Consider the following 24,214-nt stretch of genomic DNA (forward strand, 5'->3'; position numbering starts at 1 on the left):
TGCGGGGAATGTCGGGGAAATGGTTTCGGGGCTTGCTCGGCCGCCGCAGATAAGCGTATTGGGGGCGCATCCAGCGGCCAATCCCGAGAACGGGGGCCATGCTGGGCGCAAAACACCCCCAGTGCGGGGGAGGGTCGATATCGACAATGCCCCCGCATGGGGGTGGAATGACTACGAAGCGTTCTGCACGACGTTGGTGATCTGGAAGATCGGCATGTAGAGCGCGATGATCATCCCGCCCACCACCACCCCCAGGAACGCGATGAGCAGCGGCTCGATCAGCGAGGTCAGGGCGTCGGTGGTCGCCTCGACTTCGGCGTCGTAGAACACCGCGATCTTCTCGAGCATGATCTCGAGGGAACCGGCGTCTTCACCGACCGCGACCATTTGCGTCACCATCGGCGGGAAAACAGATTGTGCGGCGAGCGGCACCGCGATCGATTCGCCTTTCCGCACGGCCTCGGCGACATTGTCGAGCGCACGCTTCACGACGAAGTTGTTCGACACTTCCCCGACGATCCGCAATGCCTGAAGAATGGGAACACCCGCGCCGATCATGTTCGAGAAGTTGCGCGCGAACCGAGCAATGACGATCTTCTTCTGCAGCGGGCCGAAGACCGGGAGTTTCAAGGTGATCGGATCGATGAACGCCCGGACGCGTTCGGTGTTCTTGTTCGCCCGCCACCAGAGCCACGCCAGCACGACGACGATCGCGAGCGGGATCGCGACGTACCGCATGGCGTGCGAGAGGGAGACGAGGATCTGCGTCGGCAGCGGGAGCGTTCCGCCGAGCGACGAGAACATGTCCTGGAAGATCGGGACGATGAAGATGAGCATGATGGCGACCGCCACCAGTGACATCACGAGCACGACCACCGGATAGGTCATAGCCGACTTGATCGTCGAGCGGAGCTTGTGCTCCTTCTCGAAGTTCGTCGCGATGGAGTCCATCGCCTGGTCGAGGAAGCCGCCGGTCTCCCCTGCACGGATCATGTTGATCATGATCGGCGGGAAGTGGACCGGGTACTTCGCGACGGCGTCGGAGAACGAGACGCCGCGCTCGACGTCGTCACGGACCTTGCCGAGGATGTCCTTGAGCTTCTTGTTCTCGGTCTGGTCGGACAGGATCGTCAGGGTCCGCAGCAGCGAGAGCCCTGAGGTGAGCATCGTCGAGGCCTGCCGCGACATGATCGCGAGGTCCTTGAGCCCGACGCCCTTCTCGAACCCGGGGATCTTGATCTCGGTCTGCAGCCCGGTGCCGGCCTTCGCCTCGGTGATGGCGATCGGCGAGACGCCCATCCCGCGGAGGCGCTGGACGACGGCCCCTTCGGACGCGGCGTCGAGGCGGCCCTTCACGAGCTTGCCGGCGCCGTCGCGCCCGCGGTAGTCGAACGCGAGTGACATCAGTAGCCTCCGGAGAACTTGTCGCCGAAGTCGATGCCGCTGGCGGCGATCGCGGCGGCCGAGGAGTCGGACGGGGACTCGACGCGCTGGACGAGCCGGTCGAAGCCCTCTTCGTCGTGGACCTTCTCCATCGCGGCCTTGCGCGAGATGGTGCCGACGTTGACCAGTTCGGCGAGGTCCTGGTCCATGGTGTGCATGCCGAGGTCACGGCCGGCCTGCATGGCGGAGGTGATCTGGTACGTCTTGCCTTCGCGGATGAGGTTGCCGATGGCCGGGGTGATCGTCATGATCTCGGTCGCGACGACCCGACCGACGCCGTTGGCCTTCGGGACGAGGGTCTGGCAGACGACGCCCTGCAGGGTGGCCGCGAGCTGGGTGCGGATCTGCCCCTGCTGGTGCGGCGGAAAGACGTCGATGACGCGGTCGATCGTGCCGGGTGCGCTCTGCGTGTGCAGGGTGGCGAACACCAGGTGACCGGTCTCGGCGGCGGTGAGCGCGACGGAGATGGTCTCGAGGTCGCGGAGCTCACCGATCAGGATGACGTCGGGGTCCTGCCGCAGCACGTGCTTGAGCGCCGAGGCGAAGGAGTGGGTGTCGGCGCCGACCTCGCGCTGGTTGATGATCGACCGCTTGTGGTCGTGCATGAACTCGATCGGGTCCTCGACCGTCACGATGTGGTCGGCACGGCTCTCGTTGACCAGGTCGATGAGCGCGGCGAGGGTGGTCGACTTGCCCGAGCCGGTCGGGCCGGTGACGAGGACCAGGCCACGGGGCAGGCCGGCGAAGTCGCCGACGTGCGCGGGGATGCCGAGCTGCTTGAGCGTCTTGATCCTGGTGGGGATGATGCGGAACGCCGCACCCCAGTTGCCGCGCTGCTGGTAGTAGTTCACGCGGAAGCGGTACTCCGGCGACAGCGAGTACGCGAAGTCGAGTTCCTGGTCGTGGTCGAACTGCCCGGCCTGTTCGGCGGACAGCAGCGTCTTGAGTGCCGCGATGACCTTGCCACGCGACCACGCGCCTCCCGGTACGGCCGGTCGGAGCGAGCCGTCGACGCGGACGGTGGGCGGGGCGTCGGCCGTGACGTGCAGGTCGGAGGCCCCCTGGTAGACGACCTGCGCCAGCGCGGTGATGAGGTCGGGGTCGGCGACCTCACGCGCGTGCCGGGCGAAGTCGATGTCACCGGCCGATGCCGCGGTGGGGGCGGGAACCGGAGCGGGTGCCGCCGGTGCGGCGTGGTGGGCGCCGCTGTAGGTGATGGCCGGCAGCTGCTGGGTCGCCGGCTCGGCGTACCCGTAGGTGGCGGTCGAGGACGGCACCGCGGCGGGCGGCGTCGCCGGGGCGGAGGCGGACTGTGCCACGGGCGCAGCGACCGGACCACCCACGGGCCCGGCGAGCGGGCTGGCCACGGGCGTGCCGGTGGGCGCGGGCCACACCGCCGAGTCGTCCGTCAGGTCGTAGACCTGCTCGGGCGGGGCGGCAGCAGCCGCGGCCAGACGCGCGGCACGGCGGGAGCCGACCTCGGCGCCGGGGGTGCCGGGGTGCCATCCGGCGACGGGCTCGTCGCCGGGCATGGTGATGTCGTACACGGAGTCGGTCATCTGCTCGTCCTGTTCCCCGGTCACGCGACGACGCGCAGGATCTCGTCGACGCTCGTCATGCCGAGCTTGACCTTCTCGAAGCCGTCCTGGCGGAGCGTGAGCATGCCCTGCTGCTGGGCGACGCGACTGATCTCCGCGCTCGAGGCGCGACCGACGGCGAGCCGCTCGATCTCCTCGGTGACGGTCATGACCTCGTGCAGGGCGATGCGGCCGCGGTAGCCGGTGTTCGAGCACACCGCGCAGCCGACCGGGGCGAAGAACGCGGGCATCTCGTCGCCGGGAGCCAGGAACCCGAGTGCCCGGAGCTGCTCGATCTCGTACACGGCCGGCGCCTTGCACCGGTCGCACAGCCGGCGGGCGAGCCGCTGGGCGACGACGGAGTCGAGGGCGGATCCGACCAGGAACGGCTCGATGTCCATCTCGGTCAGGCGGGTCACGGCCGACGGCGCGTCGTTGGTGTGCAGCGTCGAGAGCACGAGGTGCCCGGTGAGCGACGCCTCGATCGCGATCTGCGCGGTCTCGTGGTCGCGGATCTCACCGAGCAGCACGACGTCGGGGTCGGACCGGAGGATCGAGCGGAGCGCGGACGCGAACGTCAGGCCGGCCTTCGGGTTGACCTGCACCTGGTTGATGCCGGCCATCCGGTACTCGACCGGGTCCTCGACCGTGATGACGTTGATCTCGGGCTTCGCCACGGCGTTGAGGGTCGTGTACAGCGTCGTCGACTTGCCCGAACCGGTGGGACCGGTGACCAGGATCATGCCGTACGGCTTCGAGTAGGACCGCTGGTACGCCTGGAAGTTCTGCTCGAGGAGGTTGAGGTCCTTGAGGGTCAACGAGGTGTTCGTGTTGTCGAGGATCCGCATGACGACCTTCTCGCCCCAGACGGTGGGCAGCGTCGCGACGCGGAGGTCGATCTGCCGGCCGCCGTGCCGCACGGACATGCGGCCGTCCTGCGGCTTGCGACGCTCGGCGATGTCGATGTCGCTCATGATCTTCAGGCGGCTGATCACGCCGTTCTGGATGTTCTTCGGCGCCGGCGCCATCTCGTGCAGCACGCCGTCGATGCGGTACCGGATCCGGACCTCGTGCTCGCCGGGCTCGATGTGGATGTCGGACGCGTGGTCCTGGATGGCCTGCGACACGAGCAGGTTCACGAAGCGGACGATCGGCACGTCGTCGAGGGCACCGTCGGCGATGTCGACCTGCGCCTTCGAGGTCGTCGACGCTTCTTCTTCGAGCGACGACGTCAGGTCGTTCAGCTCGTCGTCGGCGCGCAGGTACCGGTCGAGGGCAGCGACGAGGTCGCGCTCCTCGACCTGCAGCGGCTTGATCGCCCGGCCGGACGCCGTCCGGGCGTCGTCGATGGCGAGCACGTTCGTGGGGTTCACCATCGCGAGGATGAGCAGGTCGCCCTCGAACCCGACCCCGAGTACACCGTGGCGACGGCACAGGGCGGCCGGCAGGATCGACACCGCGGTGCCGTCGACGGGGTAGTCGCTCAGCGGGACGGTGCGGGAGTTGTTCGACGCGGCCCGGGCGGTGATGAACTGGGCCTCGCTCACGACGCCCTGGTCGACCAGGCCGCGGATGGCGCGCTCGTCGAGGTCCTCGTCACCCGTCATCGCATCGAGGTGCTCGATCGGCAGGGCGCCGTTCAGGATGAGGATCTCGGACAGGGTCGCCATGAGTCCCGTGCCTCCTTGGACTCGCGCACGGCGAGACGTCGTCGGGTGATGCGCCACCAGGGATGTGGCGCCCGACCACGCTACTTCTGGGGCCCTCGCCGACCGCAGTCCCAGAAAGAGGGGGCGGAGGGGGTCCGGCTGCACCCAGAACTGGGGTCCACGACCGGTTCGGCCCCGGTCCGGGGGACGCCTCGGCCGGTTCGCGGTGGTCGTCGGAGGGTGCATGTCCGCCAGCCTCCCGGACCCCGCACCGTTCCCGGAGTCCTGGCAAGCAGTCCGTGGAGAACGTGGGCGTCACACCGGGGGTGTGGAGGAACAAGGTCACCGTCTGCCGCGGGCCGGACAGCGCGGCACCGCGGAATCCCTCTCGACGCGCGCCCCCACCCGGGCACATGATGAGTCATGGACATCACGAGCGTGACCGTGGGGTTGCCCGTCAGCGACATCGAGGCGTCCTGCCTCTGGTACGGCGCGGTCTTCGAGCGCACCGAGCCGGACCTCGAGCCCGAGGACGGCGTCGCCGAGTACGAGGTCGGCGGCATCTGGATCCAGCTCTACGTCGACGAACAGGCCGAGGAGAACCCGGTCAGCGTCCGCTTCGGCGTCGACGACGTCGCCGCGCAGCACGCACGCATCGGCGCGCTGGGCATCGACATCGGCCCCGTCGAGTGCGTCGACGGGGCGGTCGACTGGTTCGACGTCCGCGACCCCGACGGCAACGTGCTGAGCCTGTTCTCGCTGGTCGACGAGACCGGTCGCGGTTCCGGCCGCGACAACGGCGCGGGCCGCGCGCTCTAGCCGCGACCCCACGGCGGACGGGAGGCCCGTGGCGGCCCCGCACCGCGCCTCCAGGCCGTCACGTGGTGACGACACGACGAAGGCCCCGCCTCCTTGCGGAGACGGGGCCTTCGTGGGATCACATCAGGCTCAGTTGTACGTGCCCGGCGTGAAGTCGTCCGACGAGAAGCTGTCGAAGTCGACGAAGCTCAGGTCGGCGTCCGAGAACGACGAGTCGTCAGCGAAGATGCGGTTGGGGTACCGCTCCGCCTTCGCCTCTTCGGTCGCGTTCACGTCCACGTCACGGTACCGGCTGAGGCCCGTCCCGGCGGGGATGAGCTTACCGATGATGACGTTCTCCTTGAGGCCGACGAGGTGGTCCTGCTTGCCCTCCATGGCCGCCTGCGTGAGCACGCGGGTGGTCTCCTGGAAGGAAGCGGCGGACAGCCACGACTCGGTCGCGAGGGACGCCTTCGTGATGCCCATGACCTCCTGGCGAGCCGAGGCGGTCTTGCGACCCTCCTGCAGCGCCGCACGGTTCAGCGCGTTGTAGCGCGACCGGTCGACGAGCTCACCCGGCAGCAGGTCGGTGTCGCCGTGGTCGACGACGGTGACCTTGCGGAGCATCTGGCGGACGATGACCTCGATGTGCTTGTCGTGGATCGGCACACCCTGCGAGCCGTAGACGTCCTGCACACCGTTGACCAGGTGCTTCTGGACCTCTCGGACACCCTTGACCCGGAGGACTTCCTTCGGGTCGACGGTGCCGGCGATGAACTGCTCGCCGAGCTCGACGTGCTGGTTGTCCTCGATGAGGAGCGTCGCACGCTTGAGCACCGGGTAGATGAACGGCTCGTCGCCGTTGTCCGGCGTGAGGATGATCCGACGACCCTTGTCCGTGTCCTCGACCACGACGCGGCCGGGGGCCTCGGCGATCGGGGACGCGCCCTTGGGGGTACGCGCCTCGAAGAGCTCCGTGACACGCGGCAGACCCTGGGTGATGTCGTCGGCCGAGGCCGAACCACCCGTGTGGAAGGTACGCATCGTCAGCTGGGTACCGGGCTCACCGATGGACTGGGCGGCGATGATGCCGACCGCCTCGCCGATGTCCACGAGGTTGCCCGTGGCGAGCGAACGGCCGTAGCACTTCGCGCAGACACCGACGGCGGACTCGCAGGTCAGGACCGAGCGCACCTTGATGCTCTCGACACCGGCTGCCAGCAGCTTCTCGAGGAGCACGTCACCGACGTCCTCACCGGCCTCTGCCACGACCGTGCCCTGTGCGTCCACGGCCTCGGTGGCCAGGGTGCGGGAGTACACGGTGTTCTCGACGCGCGGGTCACGGACGAGCTTGCCGTCGGCGTCCACGGTCGCGATCGGCAGCTCGAGGCCACGCGTCGTGCCGCAGTCGTCCTCGCGGATGATGACGTCCTGCGAGACGTCCACGAGACGACGGGTGAGGTACCCGGAGTCCGCGGTACGGAGCGCGGTGTCGGCAAGACCCTTACGAGCACCGTGGGTGGCGATGAAGTACTCCGCCACGGTCAGGCCCTCGCGGTACGAGTTGATGATCGGGCGGGCGATGATCTCGCCCTTCGGGTTGTTCACCAGACCGCGCATACCGGCGATGTTGCGGACCTGGAGCCAGTTACCACGAGCACCGGACGAGACCATGCGGTTGATGGTGTTGTCGACCGGGAAGTTGTCGCGCATCTCCTGCGCGATCTCGTTCGTGGCCTCGGTCCAGATCTTGATCAGGTCGGCGCGACGCTCGGAGTCGGTGATCAGACCCTTGTCGAACTCGCCCTGCACCTTGGCGGCCTGGATCTCGTAGCCCGCGATGATCTCCTTCTTGCGAGGAGGCGTCACGACGTCCGACAGGGCGACGGTCACACCGGAGCGGGTGCCCCAGTAGAAGCCGGCGTCCTTGATCCGGTCCAGCGCAGCGGCCGTCTCGGTCTTGGAGTACCGCTCGGCGAGGTCGTTGACGATCGCGGAGAGCACGCCCTTGTCCGTGACCTTCTGGACGAACGGGTAGTTCGCCGGCAGGGTCTCGTTGAAGAGCGCACGGCCCAGGGTCGTCTCGAGCAGCACGGTGTCGCCCTGCTCGTAGCCCTCGGGTGCTTCACCCTCGGCGAAGTGGACACCCGTCATGCGGATCTTCACCATCGCGTTGAGGTGCAGCGTGTGCTGGTCGTTCGCCAGGATCGCCTCGGCCACCGACGAGAACGCACGGCCCTCGCCCACGGCGCCCTCGCGGACGGTCGTGAGGTGGTGCAGACCGATGATCATGTCCTGTGCGGGCAGGGTCACCGGGCGGCCGTCGGACGGCTTCAGGATGTTGTTCGAGGCGAGCATCAGGATGCGGGCCTCGGCCTGGGCCTCGACCGACAGCGGCAGGTGCACGGCCATCTGGTCGCCGTCGAAGTCCGCGTTGAACGCAGCACAGACGAGCGGGTGGAGCTGGATGGCCTTGCCCTCGACGAGCTGCGGCTCGAACGCCTGGATGCCCAGACGGTGCAGCGTCGGCGCACGGTTCAGCAGGACGGGGCGCTCGCGGATGATCTCCTCGAGCACGTCCCACACCTGCGGACGCGAACGCTCGACCATGCGCTTGGCCGACTTGATGTTCTGCGCGTGCGACAGGTCGATGAGGCGCTTGATCACGAACGGCTTGAAGAGCTCGAGCGCCATCTGCTTGGGCAGACCGCACTGGTGCAGCTTCAGCTGCGGGCCGACGATGATGACCGAACGGCCCGAGTAGTCGACGCGCTTGCCGAGCAGGTTCTGGCGGAAACGACCCTGCTTGCCCTTGAGCATGTCGCTCAGGGACTTCAGGGCGCGGTTGCCGGTACCCGTGACCGGACGTCCACGACGACCGTTGTCGAACAGCGCGTCGACCGCTTCCTGCAGCATGCGCTTCTCGTTGTTCACGATGATCTCGGGGGCACCGAGGTCGAGCAGGCGGCGGAGACGGTTGTTGCGGTTGATCACACGACGGTAGAGGTCGTTGAGGTCCGACGTGGCGAAACGGCCACCGTCGAGCTGCACCATCGGGCGCAGCTCCGGCGGGATGACCGGCACGACGCCGAGCACCATCGCGGCCGGCGAGTTGCCGGTGGCGAGGAAGGAGCTGACGACGCGCAGACGCTTGATCGCGCGGATCTTCTTCTGGCCCTTGCCCTCGGCGATCTGCAGACGCAGTGCCTCGGCCTCGGCGGCCAGGTCGAACGCCTCGAGCCGGAGCTTGATCGCCTCGGCGCCCATGTAGGCGTCGAAGTAGATCCCGAACCGGTCCTGGAGCTCGTGGAAGACGGCGTCCTCGGGCTTGAGGTCGCCCACCTTGAGGTTGCGGAAGTCCTCCCACACACGCTCGAGACGGGTGATGTCCTCGTCGAACGACTTGCGGACCTGGGACATCTCCTTCTCGGCGGTGTCCTTGGTGCGGCGCTTGACGTCGGCCTTCGCACCCTCTTCCTCAAGGGCTGCGAGGTCGTCCTCGAGCTTCTTGAGGCGGTCGGCGATGATCGAGTCGCGCTGGCCCTCGAGGGTCTTGATCTCGAGACGCATCTCGTTCTCGAGACCCGGCATGTCCGCGTGACGGCCCTCTTCATCGATGTCGATGATCATGTACGCCGCGAAGTAGATGACCTTCTCGAGGTCCTTCGGCGCCATGTCGAGGAGGTACCCGAGACGCGACGGGACGCCCTTGAAGTACCAGATGTGCGTGACGGGGGCAGCGAGCTCGATGTGGCCCATGCGCTCACGACGGACCGAGGACTTGGTGACCTCGACGCCGCAGCGCTCGCAGACGATGCCCTTGAACCGGACACGCTTGTACTTGCCGCAGGCGCACTCCCAGTCGCGGGAAGGACCGAAGATCTGCTCGCCGAACAGACCGTCCTTCTCGGGCTTCAGGGTGCGGTAGTTGATGGTCTCCGGCTTCTTGACCTCGCCGTACGACCACTGACGGATGTCCTCGGCGGTTGCGAGGCCGATCCGAATGGCGTCAAAGGAAGTTGCTTCGAGCAATGTTCTTCTCTCTTGCTGATTCAGGCTTCGATGTACGAGCGGGATCAGATGTCGTCGACAGAGGACGACTCGAACCGCGAGGAGATGTTGATGCCCAGCTCCTCCGCAGCGCGGAAGACCTCGTCATCGTTGTCGCGCAGGCTGACCGCCTGGCCGTCGGCCGAGAGCACCTCGACGTTCAGGCAGAGCGACTGCATCTCCTTCATGAGGACCTTGAAGGACTCGGGGATGCCGGGTTCCTGGATGTTCTCGCCCTTGACGATCGCCTCGTAGACCTTCACGCGGCCGAGGATGTCGTCGGACTTGATCGTCAGGAGCTCCTGGAGGGCGTAGGCGGCGCCGTACGCTTCGAGCGCCCACACCTCCATCTCACCGAATCGCTGTCCACCGAACTGCGCCTTACCACCCAGCGGCTGCTGCGTGATCATCGAGTACGGACCGGTCGAACGCGCGTGGATCTTGTCGTCGACCAGGTGGTGCAGCTTGAGGATGTACATGTAGCCGACCGAGACGGGCTCCGGGAACGGCTCGCCGGAGCGGCCGTCGAAGAGCTGCGCCTTGCCGGACGAGCCGATCAGGCGCTCGCCGTCGCGGTTCGGGAGGGTCGAGTCGAGGAGGCCCTCGATCTCGCGCTCGTACGCACCGTCGAACACCGGGGTGGCGACCTTGGTGCCGGGCTCGGCGCTGTGCGCTGCCTCCGGCAGGTTCTCGGCCCAGTCCTGGATGCCCTCGACGTTCCAGCCCTGCTTGGCGAGCCACCCGAGGTGGATCTCGAGCACCTGGCCGAAGTTCATGCGGCCGGGGACACCGAGCGGGTTGAGGACGATGTCGACGGGGGTGCCGTCGGCGAGGAACGGCATGTCCTCGACCGGGAGGATGGTCGAGATGACGCCCTTGTTGCCGTGACGACCGGCGAGCTTGTCACCCGCGGTGATCTTGCGCTTCTGGGCGATGTAGACGACCACGCGCTGGTTGACGCCCGAGCCGAGCTCGTCGTCGCCGTCCTGCGAGTCGAACACCTTGACGCCGATGATCGTGCCCTCTTCACCGTGGGGCACCTTGAGCGAGGTGTCGCGGACTTCGCGCGACTTCTCGTTGAAGATGGCACGGAGCAGACGCTCCTCGGCGCTCAGCTCGGTCTCGCCCTTCGGCGTGACCTTGCCGACGAGGATGTCGCCGGGGCGGACCTCGGCACCGATGCGGATGATGCCGCGCTCGTCGAGGTCGGCCAGCAGATCAGGGCTGACGTTGGGGAGGTCACGGGTGATCTCCTCCTTGCCGAGCTTGGTGTCGCGGGCGTCGACCTCGTACTCCTCGATGTGGATCGAGGAGAGCGTGTCGTCCTTGATGAGGTTCTGCGACAGGATCATCGCGTCCTCGTAGTTGTAGCCCTCCCACGGCATGAACGCGACGAGGAGGTTCTTGCCGAGCGCGAGCTCGCCGTTCTCCGTCGCGGGACCGTCGGCGATGACCTCGCCCTGCTCCACGCGCTCGCCTGCGGAGACGATGACGCGGTGGTTGTAGCTCGTGCCCTGGTTGGAGCGGTCGAACTTGCGCAGGTAGTAGGTCTGCGTGCCGCCCTCGTCGAGCTGCAGGGTGACGGCGTCGGCCGAGACCTCGGAGACGACACCGGCCTTGTCGGCGGTGACGACGTCGCCGGCGTCGATGGCCGTGTAGCCCTCCATGCCGGTGCCGACGAGCGGCGACTCGGAACGGAGCAGCGGGACGGCCTGACGCTGCATGTTCGCACCCATGAGGGCGCGGTTCGCGTCGTCGTGCTCGAGGAACGGGATGAGCGACGTCGCGACCGACACCATCTGGCGCGGGGAGACGTCCATGTAGTCGACCTCGTCCTTGGCGACGAGTTCGACCTCGCCACCCTTCTTGCGGACGAGCACCTTGTCGTCGGCGAAGTGGAAGTCGTTCGTCAGCGGGGCGTTGGCCTGCGCGACGACGAAGTCGTCCTCTTCCGAAGCGGTGAGGTAGTCGATGGTCTTCGTGACCTCGCCGTCGACGACGCGACGGTACGGGGTCTCGATGAAGCCGAAGGAGTTGATCCGACCGAACGACGCGAGCGAACCGATCAGGCCGATGTTCGGGCCTTCCGGGGTCTCGATCGGGCACATGCGGCCGTAGTGCGACGGGTGGACGTCACGAACCTCGACGCCGGCACGCTCACGGGACAGACCACCCGGGCCGAGGGCCGAGAGACGACGCTTGTGCGTCAGGCCCGCGAGCGGGTTGTTCTGGTCCATGAACTGCGACAGCTGGGACGTTCCGAAGAACTCCTTGATCGCGGCGACGACCGGACGCACGTTGATGAGCGTCTGGGGCGTGATCGCCTCGATGTCCTGCGTGGTCATGCGCTCGCGGACGACGCGCTCCATGCGGGACAGACCCGTGCGGACCTGGTTCTGGATGAGCTCGCCGACGGCGCGGATGCGACGGTTGCCGAAGTGGTCGATGTCGTCCACGTCGAGGCGCAGCTGCACCGGCTCGCCGTCACGGACGCCGTCGATCGTGGTGCGCTCAGCGTGCAGCGACACCAGGTACTTGATCGTCGCGACGATGTCCTTGACGGTGAGCACCGAGTCGGACAGCGGGGCGTCCATGCCGAGCTTGCGGTTGACCTTGTAGCGGCCGACCTTCGCCAGGTCGTAACGCTTCGGGTTGAAGTAGAAGTTGTCGAGGAGCGCACGCGCGGCCTCGGCAGCGACCTGCTCGCCCGGACGGAGCTTGCGGTAGATGTCCTTGAGCGCCTCTTCCTTCGTGAGGACGGCGTCCTTCTCGAGGGTCGACTCGATCGACGCGAAGCCCTGGAACTCGTCCATGATCTCTTCGCTCGTCAGGCCGAGGGCCTTGAGGAAGACGGTCACGGACTGCTTGCGCTTGCGGTCGATGCGCACGCCCACCTGGTCGCGCTTGTCGATCTCGAACTCGAGCCAGGCACCACGCGACGGGATGATCCGCGCCGAGTAGATGTCCTTGTCGGAGGTCTTCTCCTGCTGGCGCTCGAAGTACACGCCGGGCGAACGGACGAGCTGCGACACGACGACGCGCTCGGTGCCGTTGATGATGAACGTGCCGCGTTCGGTCATGAGCGGGAAGTCGCCCATGAAGACCGTCTGCGTCTTGATCTCACCCGTCATGTGGTTCATGAACTCGGCGTTGACGTACAGCGGAGCGGCGTAGGTCTTGCCGCGCTCCTTGCAGTCGTCGATCGAGTACTTCGGGTCTTCGAGCTCCGGCGCGGTGAACGAGAGCTGCATGGTCTCGCCGAGGTCCTCGATCGGGGAGATCTCCTCGAAGATCTCCTCGAGCCCCGAGTGCAGCGCGAGGTCGGTGCGACCCTGCTCCTGCCCTTCGGCGAGGCGGGCCTTCCAGACGTCGTTGCCGACGAGCCAGTCGAAGCTCTCCGTCTGGAGTGCGAGCAGATCAGGAACCGTGAGGGTGTCCGTGATCTTGGCGAACGAGAGTCGCGAGTGGTTGCGACCGTTCTTGGGGTTGGTGGATGCGTTGGGCGCAGCAGCCAAGGGTGTGACCTCCGGTAGGCCCCGTCGGGCCGACACTGACGAGCAGTGTGTAGGTGAGTGGATTGATCGCTCGGCGAACCCTGAGATGCAAGCCCTGCGACCACGCCGACGCGTGCCTGACGCGGAACGTCGGTGCACGTGTGGGATGATCTCCGTGAGCGGTACCCGCCGCCATATACGGGTCCGGCTGCACCAGGGCGAGATGAGTTTCTGTCTCAGAACTCTGCGTCGACCGCAATATGACGACACGGATGCCAGGGAGCGCGAACTGTCATCATAGTTCGCTCCGTGGCGCGCTGTCCAGTCCCGGCTTGACCGGATTCGGCAGTGGCGTGTATAAGTCGCCACACACCGCTTCCATTCCCGTGCTCAGCCGAGCCCCTGATCAACCGAGACGCTCGCGCTCGACGTGATCCGCGCCTCCCGGCCCGCCCGGCAGTCCGGCCAGCGCACGGAACGCGTCCTCCGGTCGACGCGTGCGGACGAACGTGACCCGGCCCCGGTCGTCCGTGAGCTCGATCCCGAGCCCCGGCGTGAGGATGAGCGCACGCACGCCGCGACGGATCCGCAGGCCGACACCACCGTAGGTGGCCGCGTCCGCCTCGACCAGGCGGACGTCGGTGATCCGCCGGCGCGGGATGCGCCGCGGCGGGAGCGGACGGAAGTGCAGGGTCACGTGCCGCTCGGTGACGGTGAACCCGGCACGCGCGAGCAGGAGCAGCGCCCCGAGGGCGACGGCGAGCAGGGCCGGCACCAGCAGCGCGACCTCCGGCGCGTCCCCGGGCCAGCCGAGCACGGCGGCGGACAGGCCGGCGCCGCCGACGAGCAGCGCCGTGCCGACGACCCGCATCCAGGTGGGCGCCGTCTCGCGGTCGGCGTGGAACGGCAGGGAGGCACGCGAAGCGCGCGACGGCCGGGAAGCGCGGGTCGGTCGGGAGGCCCGGATCACCCGGGTGGGTCGGGTGCCGGCCCGGCGGGTGTCCGGGGTGGTGGAACGAGCGGTGGGCACGCTCATGGTGTCGGCGGTCATGACGGAGGTCTCCTGCGGCGGATCAGCAGTGGTGCACTCGTCATCGGGTGCGGTGCGTTCGACGGCCAGCGCGCGCGGGTGGCCGGAGGGGTGGCGCGCAGCAGCACGCCGACGACGCGCACGCTCGAGCGGTGGGGGCGCTCACGGGCACGTCGTGGTCACGGTGTCCGGGCGGACGCGTGGTGTGTGGGGCACACACGCATCGACGCTCTGGCGTCGTGACGACAGTCGTCAACGGTACGCAACGAGTCTTGGCGTCCGCTGGTTGTCCATGTGTACGCATTCACGTGTCCGCGGTGCGTCGCCTGGGGACGACGGGGTGCTGCTGACGGTCAGCGCAGGACGCGGGCGACGGCCTCGGCGCGGGTCCGGACCCCGAGCTTCGCGAACACCTGGTTCACGTACGACTTCACGGTGGGCACCGTCAGGAACAGCTCGGCGGCGATCTGCGGGTTCGTCCGGCCGTCCGCGATCCGCTCGAGGACGTCCAGTTCGCGCGGGGTGAGGTCCGGGAACCGGGCAGCGAGGGACCGGCCCGGTTCAGCTCCCGCCGGCGCAGCGGAACCAGCAGCGGCGCCGGCATCGGCACCAGCACCACCGGCAAGGCGCGCCACCAGCCGCGCCCCCACGGTCGCGTCGAAGGTCGACTGCCCGGCGGCCACCGCCCGCACCGCGGTCGCGATCTCGGCCCGTCCGGCGTCCTTCGTCAGGTAGCCGCGTGCTCCCGCCCGCAGCGCGGTGACGATGGAGTCGTCGTCGGCGTAGGTCGTCAGCACCAGGACCGCCACCCCGGGGTGCTCGGCGACGATCCGCGCGGTCGCGGTCGGCCCGTCGACCCCCGGCATCCGCAGGTCCATCAGGACGACGTCGGGCACGTGCCGGTCGACGGCGGCGATCGCCTCGGCACCGTCCGCCGCCTGCCCGACGACCTGCAGGTCGGGCACGAGCGACAGCACCGTCACCAGGCCGTCGCGGACGATGGCCTGGTCGTCGACCACGAGCACCCGGATCGTCACGAGCGGTCGTCCTCGGCGGCGCCCGCAGCGTCCGCGGTCTCCGCATCGACCGAACCGTCGACGGGCAGGTGCATGGCGACGACGAACTCGTCGTCGGAACGCTCGGCCTCCACCGTGGCCTCGCTGCCGAGTTCCGCGAACCGCTCGCGCATCCCGAGCAACCCCTGTCCACCGCTCGGCAGCGGGTTGGCCACGACGACGTCCACGGCGTCGCCGTCCCGGATCACCGACAGGGACACGGGGCGGCCGGGAGCGTGCCTGCGGGCGTTGCTGAGGGCCTCCCGGACGACCTGGAACACGGCGGCCCGGTGGGCGTCGTCGAGGACCGCGAGGGCCGCGTCGCCCTGCACGACGACCTCGCCGCCGAACGAGCGGTGCGCGTCGAGCAGGGCCGTCAGGCCCGACGCCTGGTCGGCGGACGGACTGGAGGCACGGGTCGGCTCCGGCTGGTCGGGCTGCGGTTCGTCGCGGAGCGCGTGCACCGCACGCCGCGCCTCGGCCAGGCCGTCCGCGGCCAGCGCGCGGGCATCGCCGGCTCGGCGGGTGGCCTCTTCGACGCGGCCGGCCTCGAGCAGGGCCTCGACCGCGTCGAGCTGCAGCACCAGGCCGCCGAGCGAGTGGGCGAGGACGTCGTGGATGTCCCGGGACGCCCGCGACCGGTCGGCGAGGAGCCGTGCGCGCTGCTGCTGCCGCTCGGTCTCGCGGGCCTGCGCCGTCGTGATCCGGACCTGCCGACGGCTGAAGCCCACGAGCACGCCGAGCAGCAGCCCGCCGCTCACGCCGAGGACGAGCTGCACCGACGCCTGCTCGAGCGTCGCGGTGACGGCGACCACCACGACGGCGGCGAGCGCGGCGACCGCGGCCGTCCAGACCGGCAGGCGGAGGTCGGCGCCGAGGACGACGAGCCCGACGATCACCGGGACGACCAGGAGCGAGTCGGTCGGCACCACGACGCAGGATCCGGCGGCGGTCATCACGCCGGCTGCGGCGACGAGCACGCGGGGCGTCCGTGCTCCTTCGCGCACGGCCCAGGCGGCGAGCGCCACGGCCCCGAGGACCCAGACCCACGCGGGGTGGTGGAGCAGGAGGCCGTTCCGGACGAACCAGAAGGCGACCACGGCGATCCCGACGGCGTTGAGCCCCCAGGTGAGCACCGAGCGGGACCGGACCCCGGCGGGGTCGGTCGGGTCCGGGTCGGTGGGCAGGCTCACCGGACCATCATGCCGCGGCGGGCGGCCTCCGACCGGTCGCCGCCGCGGGGGATGCGCTGGTCGACGACCAGGGCACGGGCGGCCCGGTTCAGGGCGAGCACGAGCAGGATCGTGCCGGTCGAGGTGAGCAGGTGCGCGCCGAGGTGGCCGCCGAGGACGTCGAGCCCGATGCGGGCGGCGATCAGGACGAGCCAGAGCGCGGCGCCGAGCCAGCCCGTGCGGGACTGCAGGGTGCGGCCCTTGGCGTCCGGCGTCGTGACGGTGCGGAACCGGGTCATGGCCCCCATCGCCAGGCCGACACCGACGGTGAGCAGGGCCTCGAGGCCGAGGAACACGACGTCGGTGGTGGTGACGGTCGTCGTGGTCTGCGCGAGGACGACCACGCCGACGATCGCCATCACGAGCGGACCCCGCCAGATGCGCGCCGGGTCGAGGAACCGCCAGGTCGCCTGCCGGTACGCCAGGAGGCCGACGAGGGCGAGACCGATGAGCACGTTCGCGAGGAGCTGGACCGACATGGTGTGCCTTTCGAGGTGGTCCGGCGGGGCGTTCCCGACCGGTGTGATCAGCCTCGTTCCGGGCGTCCCCCGGGCACACCAACCAGGGGTGGGGGCGCGGGTGGTGATCGCGGTGGTGTTCCATTGACGGCATGGCTGATGCGTTCGACGGGTTCCGGATCGGTGCGGGGTACTCGGTGGTGGAGCCGGACCGGCACCGACCGGGGTCCTTCACCCTGGTGGTGGACGGCACCCCGCAGTCGCACGTGGACCTCGAGGACCCGACCCACCTGGCGTTCGAGTACATCCGTCGGATCGGGCACGCGATCGACCTGCTGCCGGACGGCCCGATCACGGCACTGCACCTGGGCGCCGGTGCCCTCACCCTGCCCCGCTACGTCGCGGTGACCCGTCCGGGTTCGCGGCAGCAGGTGATCGAGCTCGAGCGTGACCTGGTCGAGCACGTGCGCGAGGCCCTGCCGTTCCCCCGTGGCGCGTCGATCCGGGTGCGGTACGGCGATGCCCGGGAGGTCCTCGGCAAGCTGCCCGCCGGGCTCCGCGGCACCGTGGACCTGGCGGTGGTGGACGTCTTCGGCGGTTCGCAGATCCCCGCACACGTGACGAGCGTCGAGTTCTACCGCGAGGTCGCCGCGTTCCTGTCGCCGACGGGCATCGTCGCGGTGAACGTGGCCGACGGCGCCGGGTTGGCCTTCGCCCGCGGGCAGGCGTCGACGCTGCAGTCGGTGCTGCCGTCGGTCGCGGCGGTGGCGGACACCGGGATGCTCAAGGGCCGGCGGTTCGGGAACATCGTGCTGCTCGGGTCGCCGACCGACCTGCCGGTGGCGGACATGCCGAGGCGGTACTCGTCCGACCCGATGCCGGCCAAGGTCGTGCACGGTGCGGAGCTCCGGTCGTTCATCGCCGGGGCGCCGATCGTCACGGACCAGACGGCGGTCGCGTCGCCGGAGCCGAACCGGAGCGTGTTCGGGGGCTGACGCCCGCCCACGGCGTCGCCGGGGACGGACTTCGGGCACTCGACGGGTCCGGCTGTCAGGATGGTCTGGACGACCGCGCAGCTGCGCGACCGAGCGATGGGAACCCTGATGACGAACGACGACCGGAACGACCAGGACCGGACGGGCGACGGCCAGGCGCCGCGCTGGGGCGACGCCCCGCAGCAGCAGCCCGACGCCGATGCCCCGCGGTACGGCGAGCGGGTGGACCCGGCGCCGACCTCGACCCCGCAGTACGGCGAGCAGTACGGGCAGGGCCAGCAGCAGTACGGGCAGCAGCAGTACGGCCAGCCGTCGAGCACGCCGAGCTGGAACGACCAGCAGCGTCACGACCAGGGCCAGCACCACGACCAGCAGCCGTACGCCGCCGCGCCCGCGCACTCCGGTGCCCCGGCCTGGCAGAGCCACGACGAGCCGAAGCCCAAGAAGAAGAAGACCGTCGGCATCATCGCCTTCGTACTCGGCCTGCTCGCGCTCGTGCTCGGCGTCGTCGGCGGCTACATCATGGGTTCGGCCATCAGCAACAGCGGTGTGATCGACCAGATCACGCAGAACGGCTCGACGAACCTCACGCCCGAGCAGATGCAGAGCGAGGTCATGAGCGACCCGGACGTCCGCTCGCAGCTCGTGGGCGGTATCGCCGTGATCGGCATCGCCGCGTTCCTCGGACTCTGGGCACTCGTGCAGGGCATCATCGCGGCCGTCGCCAAGCGCGGTCGTGTCTGGGGCATCCTGGCGATCGTCCTGGCGGTCGTCGCGACCATCGCGACGTTCGTCACCTACGCCGGCGTGGCCGCTGCCGGCGCGGTGGGCGCCAACTCCTGATCGACCACTCCAAACGGCCCGTCGCGCTCCGGCACGGCGGGCCGTTCGTCGTCCCGGGGGTACGCGCCCACGCCTGCACCCGCGCAACCTGAGCGCGTCGCACCGACTGCTCCCGGGAGACCGCGGCTACCCTCGAACCGATGTCCCTCCCGCCCGACGACCGCCAGCAGCCCGACTCGTCCGACCGTTCCCGTGAACCGCGCCACGCGGCTCCCGTGACGGCCGGAGTCAGCCCGGGCAGCACCTTCGCGCCCATCAGCCTGCGACCCGCGGTCGACGTCGACGCCGTGCACCAGCGGCTCCGTGACCTCGGTCAGAGCCGCAGCACCGACGCCCTCGCCGAACGGGCCGAGCTCCTCCGCCTGCTCGGCCGTCTGGACGAGTCGCTCGTCATCGCCGAAGAGGTGTTCCGCCTCGCGATGTTCACCGGGGAGCGCCAGGACAAGGTCGCCGCGCGGATCCGTCGTGCGCACGTCCTGCACGACCTCGGCCGGCACGACCGCGCCGCCGCCGAGGCCGCCATGGCCCGCGACACCGCCGCCACCGAGGAGTGGCCCGAGCTCGAGGGTGCCGCGGCCGAGATCGAGGGCTGGTCGCTGTTCGAGAACGACCGCTTCGACGAGGCCCGCGCCGCACTCTCGCGGGCGTACCAGGCCTTCCGGCAGGCCGGCGCGCCGTCCGAGCGCACCGACGCGCTGCGCACCGCGGTCGAGGCCGCCATGCGGGCCTCGATCACGAACCCGGCGGAACCATCCGACCGACCCCGCACGGCCCGCGAGGTCGCCGCCCGCCGCGCCGAGGACGACGAACCCACGACCCGCGTCGCCGAGCCGGTGAAGCAGGTCCCGCCGATCCGTCGGCGCGTGCTCGGTGCGCCCGACGCCGCCCGGACCGAGGCCGACGACATCTGGGGCCGGATCGCGGCCCGGGCAGCGAAGAAGGGCCAGGCCGACCCGCGTTCCGAGCAGTGACCGCGCTCGAGGCCGTCCGGCTCCGCGCCGAAGCGCTCATCGCCGAACACCTCGGCACCGGGACGTGGGCGTTCGGGTTCGACCACGCCAAGACCCGCGCGGGCCAGTGCGACTTCGCACGGAAGCGGATCACGGTGAGCCGCCACCTGGCCACCCGGTTCTCCGACGACGACGTCGAACAGGTCCTGCTGCACGAGGTCGCGCACGCCCTCGCCGGCGCCCGGGCGGCACACGGACCGAAGTGGAAGCGCACGGCCGCGTCGATCGGGTACACCGGTTCCCGGCTGCACGACGGGCCGATCGCCAGCGAGCTCGCCCCCTGGATCGGCACCTGCCCCGCGGGACACGAGCACTTCCGGTACCGCACGCCCACCCGTCCCCTGGCCTGCGCCCGCTGTTCCCGGCGGTTCGACGCCCGGAACGTCATCACGTGGCGGCGTCGGACCGCGGACGACGACGCGGCCACGATGGCGTCGACTACCGCATGAGGTGCCCCACGCACGGAGGCGCGCCGGTAACCCGTTAGCCTGGGCGGATGCACACGGGGCAGCACATCCGCACGGACGCCGGTTCCTCCTGGTTCTTCGACGCCGGACGGATCGCGCTCGACTTCGCGCACACGGGTGGCTTCGCCGACGACCCCACCGGACGCCGACCGCGGTCGCAGCTCGGGGAGCTGCTCGCGAGCCCGGCCGACCTGGACGAGTGGCTCAGCGAGCACACCGAGCCGATCGACGTCGGTGCCAGTGCCCGCGAGCTGCAGGACGCCCGTGCCCTGCGTGCCGCGATCGCCCGGCTCGCCGTGGCTGCCGCCCCCGCGCCGGCGAGCACCGCCGCGGAGCGCACCGCCGTGGCGGCGGGCCTGCGTGCCGGAGCCGGCCGCACGCGCCCCGCGCCCGACGACATCGACACCGTCAACCTGTTCGCCGCCCTGCCGGACGTGCCCCCGAGCCTCCCGGGTGGCCGACGCCGCGCCGGAGCGAACCGGGTCCGCCTGGCGCAGGCCCTGTCGAGCGTCGCGCGCGACGCCGTCGCGCTCTTCACCGAGGTCGGCTTCGACGACGTCGAGGCCGACGGCCGGCCGACGCGCCTGAGCCGGTGCTCGGCCGAGGACTGCGGCCTGGTGTTCTACGACTCGTCGCGCGGTGGGACCCGTCGCTGGTGCTCGATGCAGCGGTGCGGCAACCGGGCGAAGGTCCGGGCGCACCGCGCTCGCCGCGCCGCGGAGTGAGCCCGAGCTGACACCTTCCTCCCGTTGTCCGGGAGGGGGCGGTCGCGACACCCCGCTCACCTCCGCCGAGCGGTCACCAACCGTCGCCCGACCGCGTCGCAACCGTCAGGTTGCGACGACCCGACGCGAAGCAAGCGACGAGTCGCGACCAGCCACCGGCCGGGAGGCGCGTGGCGGCGCCGCCACGGGCCTCCTGTCCGCCTTCCGCGAGCGGTCACGACACCCCGCGCACCTCGGCCGAGCGGTCACCGACCGTCTGCTGGCGGCGTCCCAGCCGACGAGTCCTGACCATCCGACATACGCACGCGCGAGCGGCGACCGGCCAGCACCCCGACACGACGAAGAAAAAGATTCGGTCCGCCGAATTCTCTGGCAGGATCGGTGCATGACCGACACTGCCAGCCCCCGGCTCGACGAGCACCCATCCGGTGCCCCGCGTCGTCGCGCAGCCGGGCTCACCCTGCTCGGACCGGCCTTCGTGGCGGCCATCGCGTACGTCGACCCGGGCAACGTCGCCGCCAACCTGACGGCCGGAGCCGAGTACGGGTACCTGCTGCTCTGGGTGCTCGTCGCCGCGAACGCCAGCGCCGTGGTGGTGCAGTACCTGTCCGCCAAGCTCGGGGTGGTGACGGGCAAGTCGCTGCCCGAACACCTCGGCCTGCGGATGCGACGAACCCCGCGCCTGCTGTTCTGGGGCCAGGCCGAGATCGTCGCCGCCGCGACCGACATCGCCGAGGTCATCGGTGGCGCCCTGGCGCTCTACCTGCTCTTCGACCTGCCGCTCGTGGTCGGCGGGATCATCACCGGGCTCGTCTCGATGCTCCTGCTGACCCTGCACAGCCGCCGGGGCACGCGCCTGTTCGAGACCGTGGTGACGGCGATGCTCGCGATCCTGACGGTGGGCTTCTGCGCCGGGCTGCTGTTCGCCAGGGTCACACCGGCCGACCTGGTCGCCGGGCTCGTGCCGCGGTTCGAGGGCGCGGGGTCGGTGCTGCTCGCGGCCTCGATGCTCGGTGCGACCGTGATGCCGCACGCGGTGTACCTGCACTCGGCGCTCGCCCGGGACCGCCACGGCGACGTCCCCGCCGGGCCGGAGCGTCGCCGGGTGCTCGTCGCGACCCGGTGGGACGTCGGGCTCGCGCTGATCGTCGCGGGTGGGGTGAACATCGCGATGCTCGTCCTCGCCGCGGCCACCCTGCCCGGAGTCGCGGGCACCGACTCCATCCCCGGTGCGCAGCGCGCCATCGCCGAGAACGTCGGCCCGGTCGTCGGGGTGCTCTTCGCCGTGGGCCTGCTCGCGTCCGGCCTGGCCTCGACCTCGGTGGGCTGCATGGCCGGCGCGGAGATCATGAAGGGCCTGCTGCACGTGCGGATCCCGCTCGTGGCCCGGCGCGCGATCACCCTGGTGCCCGCGATCGTGCTGCTCGCGCTGAACGCCGACGCGACGATGCTGCTCGTCGTCAGCCAGGTGGTGCTGAGCTTCGGGATCGCCTTCGCGATCGTGCCTCTGGTGGTCTACACGTCGCGACGGAGCGTGATGGGGACCGACGTGAACGCCGCGACCACCCGCGTGGTGGCGTGGGTGATCGCGGCGGTCATCGTGGCGCTCAACGTCGCACTGGTCGTGCTCACCCTGACCGGCTGAGGCACGACCGGTCAGGGTGACGGGCGGTCGTCACTCGACGACCTGGACGTCCTTCCAGAACGCGACGTAGCCCGAGTAGTCCTTGCCGACGCGGTCGAACGACGACGGGATCGGTGTCGGGTACGACCACGCGCGGTCCTGCAGCGCCTGTCCGTCGACGTTCACCGTGAAGTACTGGGTGTCGCCCTTCCACGGGCAGTGGTACTGGGTGGGGCTCTCGGTGAAGAGCTCGGTCTTCACGCTCGACGGCGGGAAGTACCAGTTGCCCTCGATCTTGATGAGGTCCTCTTCGGGGGCCTCCGCGATCACCGTGTCGCCGACGACTGCCTTCATGGCGTTGCTCCTTCGCTCGCTGGTTCCGTGACGGGGCGAACGCTACGCGCGCTCCCCCGATTCCCGCAGGACGGTCAAGTCGGGGCCCGCGGCGAGCGCCGCGAGCACGTCGTCACGGCTCAGGACGGCGGCTCCCTCGGACGCGCTGACCAGGTGCCGCACTGCGCGGCGCAGCCCCGTGTACGCCGCGCAGGCCGCGGCGGCCTCGGGTGAGGTGTGGTCGATGCCGACCTCGGTGAGCGCGTCGACGACGGCTCCGGCGGCGAGCAGGTCCTCGACGGCGAAGTCGGGTGCGTCGGCGACGTCGACGGACTCCCCCGCCGCCTCGGCCGCGTCGTCGAGGGCAGCGGTGTGGTGCAGCCCGGCGGCCACGATCGCGACGACGCACCGGTCACCGCGTGCGGCCTGGAGGCCCGTCACCCGTTCCGCGACGGCCGCCGCGTTGCCGAGGTGGCCGAGCACGACCTCCGGACCCTGCGGCAACTGGGCGGTCACGTTCCGCAGCGCGCGCCGCTGTGCGGCGGCGTCGGGAGTCGGCGGCAGGGCGTCGACCCAGACGAGCAGGTGGGTGCCGTGGGCGATGCGAGCCGCACCTCCGGGACCCCACGCGAACCGGACCTGGTACTTCTCCTGGGTGCGTTCTGCCACGTCCGTCACGATAGCCGCCCGGGCGATGCTGTCCCTCTCCACAGGGTCGCCGTCCGACCGGGTTCCGCCAGGGTCGTCGACCCTAGGATGCATGGTCATGGAGATCGCCCCCGTACCCACCCTGACCGGCGACCGTGTGACGCTCGAGCCCCTCGGGCAGGAGCACGCGGAAGACCTGCGGGCGGCGGTCGCGGACGGCGATCTGTGGCGCACCTGGTACACCTCGGTGCCCGCCCCGGCACAGGTCGAGGCCGAGATCGACCGGCGGCTCGCCGAGCACGAGGCCGGCCGCATGGTGCCCTTCGCCGTGCGGGACCGCCCAACCGGCCGGGTGGTGGGTGCGACGACCTTCATGAACATCGACTCGGGCAACCGCCGCGTCGAGATCGGCAGCACGTTCCTGGCCAGGTCCGCGCAGCGATCGGGGATCAACACCGAGTCGAAGCTGCTCATGCTGTCCCACGCGTTCGAGGCGTGGCAGTGCATCGCGGTCGAGTTCCGCACCCACTGGCACAACCTGCAGTCCCGAGCGGCCATCGCGGGCCTCGGCGCCAAGCAGGACGGCGTGCTCCGGAACCACGCGATCGGCCGTGACGGCACCCTGCGCGACACCGTGGTGTTCTCCGTCATCGCGTCGGAGTGGCCGGCGGTCCGCCTCTCGCTGGCCGAGCGGCTCCGGCGGCACGACCGCGCCGAGGGGTCCCGCCGTCGGTCGGCCCGGCACGCCTGAGGCGTCTCGCCAGCGTCGTCGCGCCGGCGTCG

At 70.0% G+C, this 24,214-nt stretch carries 19 protein-coding genes; 8 read left to right on the forward strand and 11 right to left on the reverse strand.

Annotated elements, in window-relative coordinates:
* Window positions 1–171 precede the first annotated feature (171 nt).
* From BIU89_RS07415 to BIU89_RS07425, 3 genes are read right to left on the reverse strand one after another with little or no spacing between them, the layout of a single operon-like run.
* A complete protein-coding gene (locus tag BIU89_RS07415; protein WP_083404235.1) occupies window positions 172–1,404 on the reverse strand; it encodes a type II secretion system F family protein in 1,233 nt (410 codons plus the stop codon).
* A complete protein-coding gene (locus BIU89_RS17715; RefSeq protein ID WP_302847408.1) occupies window positions 1,404–3,002 on the reverse strand; it encodes a type IV pilus twitching motility protein PilT in 1,599 nt (532 codons plus the stop codon). The genes BIU89_RS07415 and BIU89_RS17715 overlap by 1 nt, the downstream gene beginning before the upstream one ends.
* Window positions 3,003–3,022: 20 nt before the next feature.
* The gene (locus tag BIU89_RS07425; protein WP_027466747.1) at window positions 3,023–4,690 is read right to left on the reverse strand and encodes a GspE/PulE family protein; all 1,668 of its coding nucleotides are present in this window, start codon (window positions 4,688–4,690) and stop codon (window positions 3,023–3,025) included.
* 402 nt (window positions 4,691–5,092) lie between these two features.
* On the opposite strand from BIU89_RS07425, the gene BIU89_RS07430 reads away from it, so the two are divergent.
* Window positions 5,093–5,488, forward strand: a complete 396-nt coding sequence (locus BIU89_RS07430; RefSeq protein WP_071245506.1) for a VOC family protein — start codon at window positions 5,093–5,095, stop codon at window positions 5,486–5,488.
* Window positions 5,489–5,617: 129 nt separating this feature from the next.
* Here BIU89_RS07430 and rpoC read toward each other — a convergent pair whose 3' ends face one another.
* From rpoC to BIU89_RS07460, 6 genes are all read right to left on the reverse strand, one after another.
* Window positions 5,618–9,499 (reverse strand): DNA-directed RNA polymerase subunit beta', encoded by a 3,882-nt coding sequence (rpoC, locus tag BIU89_RS07435; protein WP_027466748.1) that lies wholly within the window; start codon window positions 9,497–9,499, stop codon window positions 5,618–5,620.
* Between the two features lie 44 nt (window positions 9,500–9,543).
* The gene (gene rpoB / locus BIU89_RS07440; protein WP_027466749.1) at window positions 9,544–13,032 is read right to left on the reverse strand and encodes a DNA-directed RNA polymerase subunit beta; all 3,489 of its coding nucleotides are present in this window, start codon (window positions 13,030–13,032) and stop codon (window positions 9,544–9,546) included.
* Between the two features lie 385 nt (window positions 13,033–13,417).
* Window positions 13,418–14,062: a hypothetical protein gene (locus BIU89_RS07445; protein ID WP_071245509.1), complete on the reverse strand. Its 645-nt coding sequence runs from the start codon at window positions 14,060–14,062 to the stop codon at window positions 13,418–13,420.
* Between the two features lie 332 nt (window positions 14,063–14,394).
* Entirely contained in the window at window positions 14,395–15,078 is a 684-nt protein-coding gene (locus BIU89_RS07450; protein ID WP_027466751.1) for a response regulator transcription factor, read from the reverse strand.
* Complete coding sequence (locus BIU89_RS07455) at window positions 15,075–16,289, reverse strand: sensor histidine kinase (RefSeq protein WP_071245512.1); 1,215 nt, start codon at window positions 16,287–16,289, stop codon at window positions 15,075–15,077. Before BIU89_RS07455 ends, BIU89_RS07450 begins: the two co-directional genes overlap by 4 nt.
* Window positions 16,286–16,807: a hypothetical protein gene (locus tag BIU89_RS07460; protein WP_071245515.1), complete on the reverse strand. Its 522-nt coding sequence runs from the start codon at window positions 16,805–16,807 to the stop codon at window positions 16,286–16,288. Before BIU89_RS07460 ends, BIU89_RS07455 begins: the two co-directional genes overlap by 4 nt.
* A gap of 131 nt (window positions 16,808–16,938) precedes the next feature.
* On the opposite strand from BIU89_RS07460, the gene BIU89_RS07465 reads away from it, so the two are divergent.
* The 6 genes from BIU89_RS07465 to BIU89_RS07490 all read left to right on the forward strand — a co-directional run bounded on the left by BIU89_RS07465 (window position 16,939) and on the right by BIU89_RS07490 (window position 22,471).
* On the forward strand, window positions 16,939–17,781 hold the full coding sequence (locus BIU89_RS07465) for a spermidine synthase (protein WP_071245518.1): 843 nt from the start codon (window positions 16,939–16,941) through the stop codon (window positions 17,779–17,781).
* 108 nt (window positions 17,782–17,889) lie between these two features.
* The gene (locus BIU89_RS07470; RefSeq protein WP_139178864.1) at window positions 17,890–18,624 is read left to right on the forward strand and encodes a DUF4064 domain-containing protein; all 735 of its coding nucleotides are present in this window, start codon (window positions 17,890–17,892) and stop codon (window positions 18,622–18,624) included.
* 140 nt (window positions 18,625–18,764) lie between these two features.
* Entirely contained in the window at window positions 18,765–19,595 is an 831-nt protein-coding gene (locus BIU89_RS07475; RefSeq protein WP_071245523.1) for a hypothetical protein, read from the forward strand.
* Window positions 19,592–20,083 (forward strand): SprT-like domain-containing protein, encoded by a 492-nt coding sequence (locus BIU89_RS07480; RefSeq protein WP_071245529.1) that lies wholly within the window; start codon window positions 19,592–19,594, stop codon window positions 20,081–20,083. Before BIU89_RS07475 ends, BIU89_RS07480 begins: the two co-directional genes overlap by 4 nt.
* Before the next feature lie 47 nt (window positions 20,084–20,130).
* Window positions 20,131–20,826 carry a CGNR zinc finger domain-containing protein gene (locus BIU89_RS07485; RefSeq protein WP_027466753.1) on the forward strand — a complete coding sequence of 232 codons (696 nt, stop codon included), beginning with the start codon at window positions 20,131–20,133 and terminating at the stop codon, window positions 20,824–20,826.
* Between the two features lie 385 nt (window positions 20,827–21,211).
* Window positions 21,212–22,471 (forward strand): Nramp family divalent metal transporter, encoded by a 1,260-nt coding sequence (locus tag BIU89_RS07490; RefSeq protein WP_071245532.1) that lies wholly within the window; start codon window positions 21,212–21,214, stop codon window positions 22,469–22,471.
* 30 nt (window positions 22,472–22,501) lie between these two features.
* On the opposite strand, the gene BIU89_RS07495 is transcribed toward BIU89_RS07490, so the two are convergent.
* Both BIU89_RS07495 and BIU89_RS07500 read right to left on the reverse strand, forming a co-directional pair.
* Window positions 22,502–22,804: a DUF427 domain-containing protein gene (locus BIU89_RS07495; RefSeq protein ID WP_027466755.1), complete on the reverse strand. Its 303-nt coding sequence runs from the start codon at window positions 22,802–22,804 to the stop codon at window positions 22,502–22,504.
* 42 nt (window positions 22,805–22,846) lie between these two features.
* The gene (locus BIU89_RS07500) at window positions 22,847–23,452 is read right to left on the reverse strand and encodes a hypothetical protein (protein WP_071245534.1); all 606 of its coding nucleotides are present in this window, start codon (window positions 23,450–23,452) and stop codon (window positions 22,847–22,849) included.
* A gap of 91 nt (window positions 23,453–23,543) precedes the next feature.
* Between BIU89_RS07500 and BIU89_RS07505 the strand changes: the two genes are divergently transcribed.
* Entirely contained in the window at window positions 23,544–24,182 is a 639-nt protein-coding gene (locus tag BIU89_RS07505; protein ID WP_027466757.1) for a GNAT family N-acetyltransferase, read from the forward strand.
* Window positions 24,183–24,214: the final 32 nt, after the last annotated feature.

It is taken from the genome of Curtobacterium sp. MCBA15_005, assembly GCF_001864855.1.
GTDB lineage: Bacteria > Actinomycetota > Actinomycetes > Actinomycetales > Microbacteriaceae > Curtobacterium > Curtobacterium flaccumfaciens.

Excerpts from the sequence above, each read along its gene's own strand:
- BIU89_RS07415 (WP_083404235.1), bottom strand. The coding sequence starts at position 1,404 with ATGTCACTCGCGTTCGACTACCGCGGGCGCGACGGCGCCGGCAAGCTC.
- BIU89_RS17715 (WP_302847408.1), bottom strand. The coding sequence starts at position 3,002 with ATGACCGACTCCGTGTACGACATCACCATGCCCGGCGACGAGCCCGTC.
- BIU89_RS07425 (WP_027466747.1), bottom strand. The coding sequence starts at position 4,690 with ATGGCGACCCTGTCCGAGATCCTCATCCTGAACGGCGCCCTGCCGATC.
- BIU89_RS07430 (WP_071245506.1), top strand. The coding sequence starts at position 5,093 with ATGGACATCACGAGCGTGACCGTGGGGTTGCCCGTCAGCGACATCGAG.
- BIU89_RS07445 (WP_071245509.1), bottom strand. The coding sequence starts at position 14,062 with ATGACCGCCGACACCATGAGCGTGCCCACCGCTCGTTCCACCACCCCG.
- BIU89_RS07460 (WP_071245515.1), bottom strand. The coding sequence starts at position 16,807 with ATGTCGGTCCAGCTCCTCGCGAACGTGCTCATCGGTCTCGCCCTCGTC.
- BIU89_RS07465 (WP_071245518.1), top strand. The coding sequence starts at position 16,939 with ATGGCTGATGCGTTCGACGGGTTCCGGATCGGTGCGGGGTACTCGGTG.
- BIU89_RS07470 (WP_139178864.1), top strand. The coding sequence starts at position 17,890 with ATGACGAACGACGACCGGAACGACCAGGACCGGACGGGCGACGGCCAG.
- BIU89_RS07475 (WP_071245523.1), top strand. The coding sequence starts at position 18,765 with ATGTCCCTCCCGCCCGACGACCGCCAGCAGCCCGACTCGTCCGACCGT.
- BIU89_RS07485 (WP_027466753.1), top strand. The coding sequence starts at position 20,131 with ATGCACACGGGGCAGCACATCCGCACGGACGCCGGTTCCTCCTGGTTC.
- BIU89_RS07490 (WP_071245532.1), top strand. The coding sequence starts at position 21,212 with ATGACCGACACTGCCAGCCCCCGGCTCGACGAGCACCCATCCGGTGCC.
- BIU89_RS07495 (WP_027466755.1), bottom strand. The coding sequence starts at position 22,804 with ATGAAGGCAGTCGTCGGCGACACGGTGATCGCGGAGGCCCCCGAAGAG.
- BIU89_RS07505 (WP_027466757.1), top strand. The coding sequence starts at position 23,544 with ATGGTCATGGAGATCGCCCCCGTACCCACCCTGACCGGCGACCGTGTG.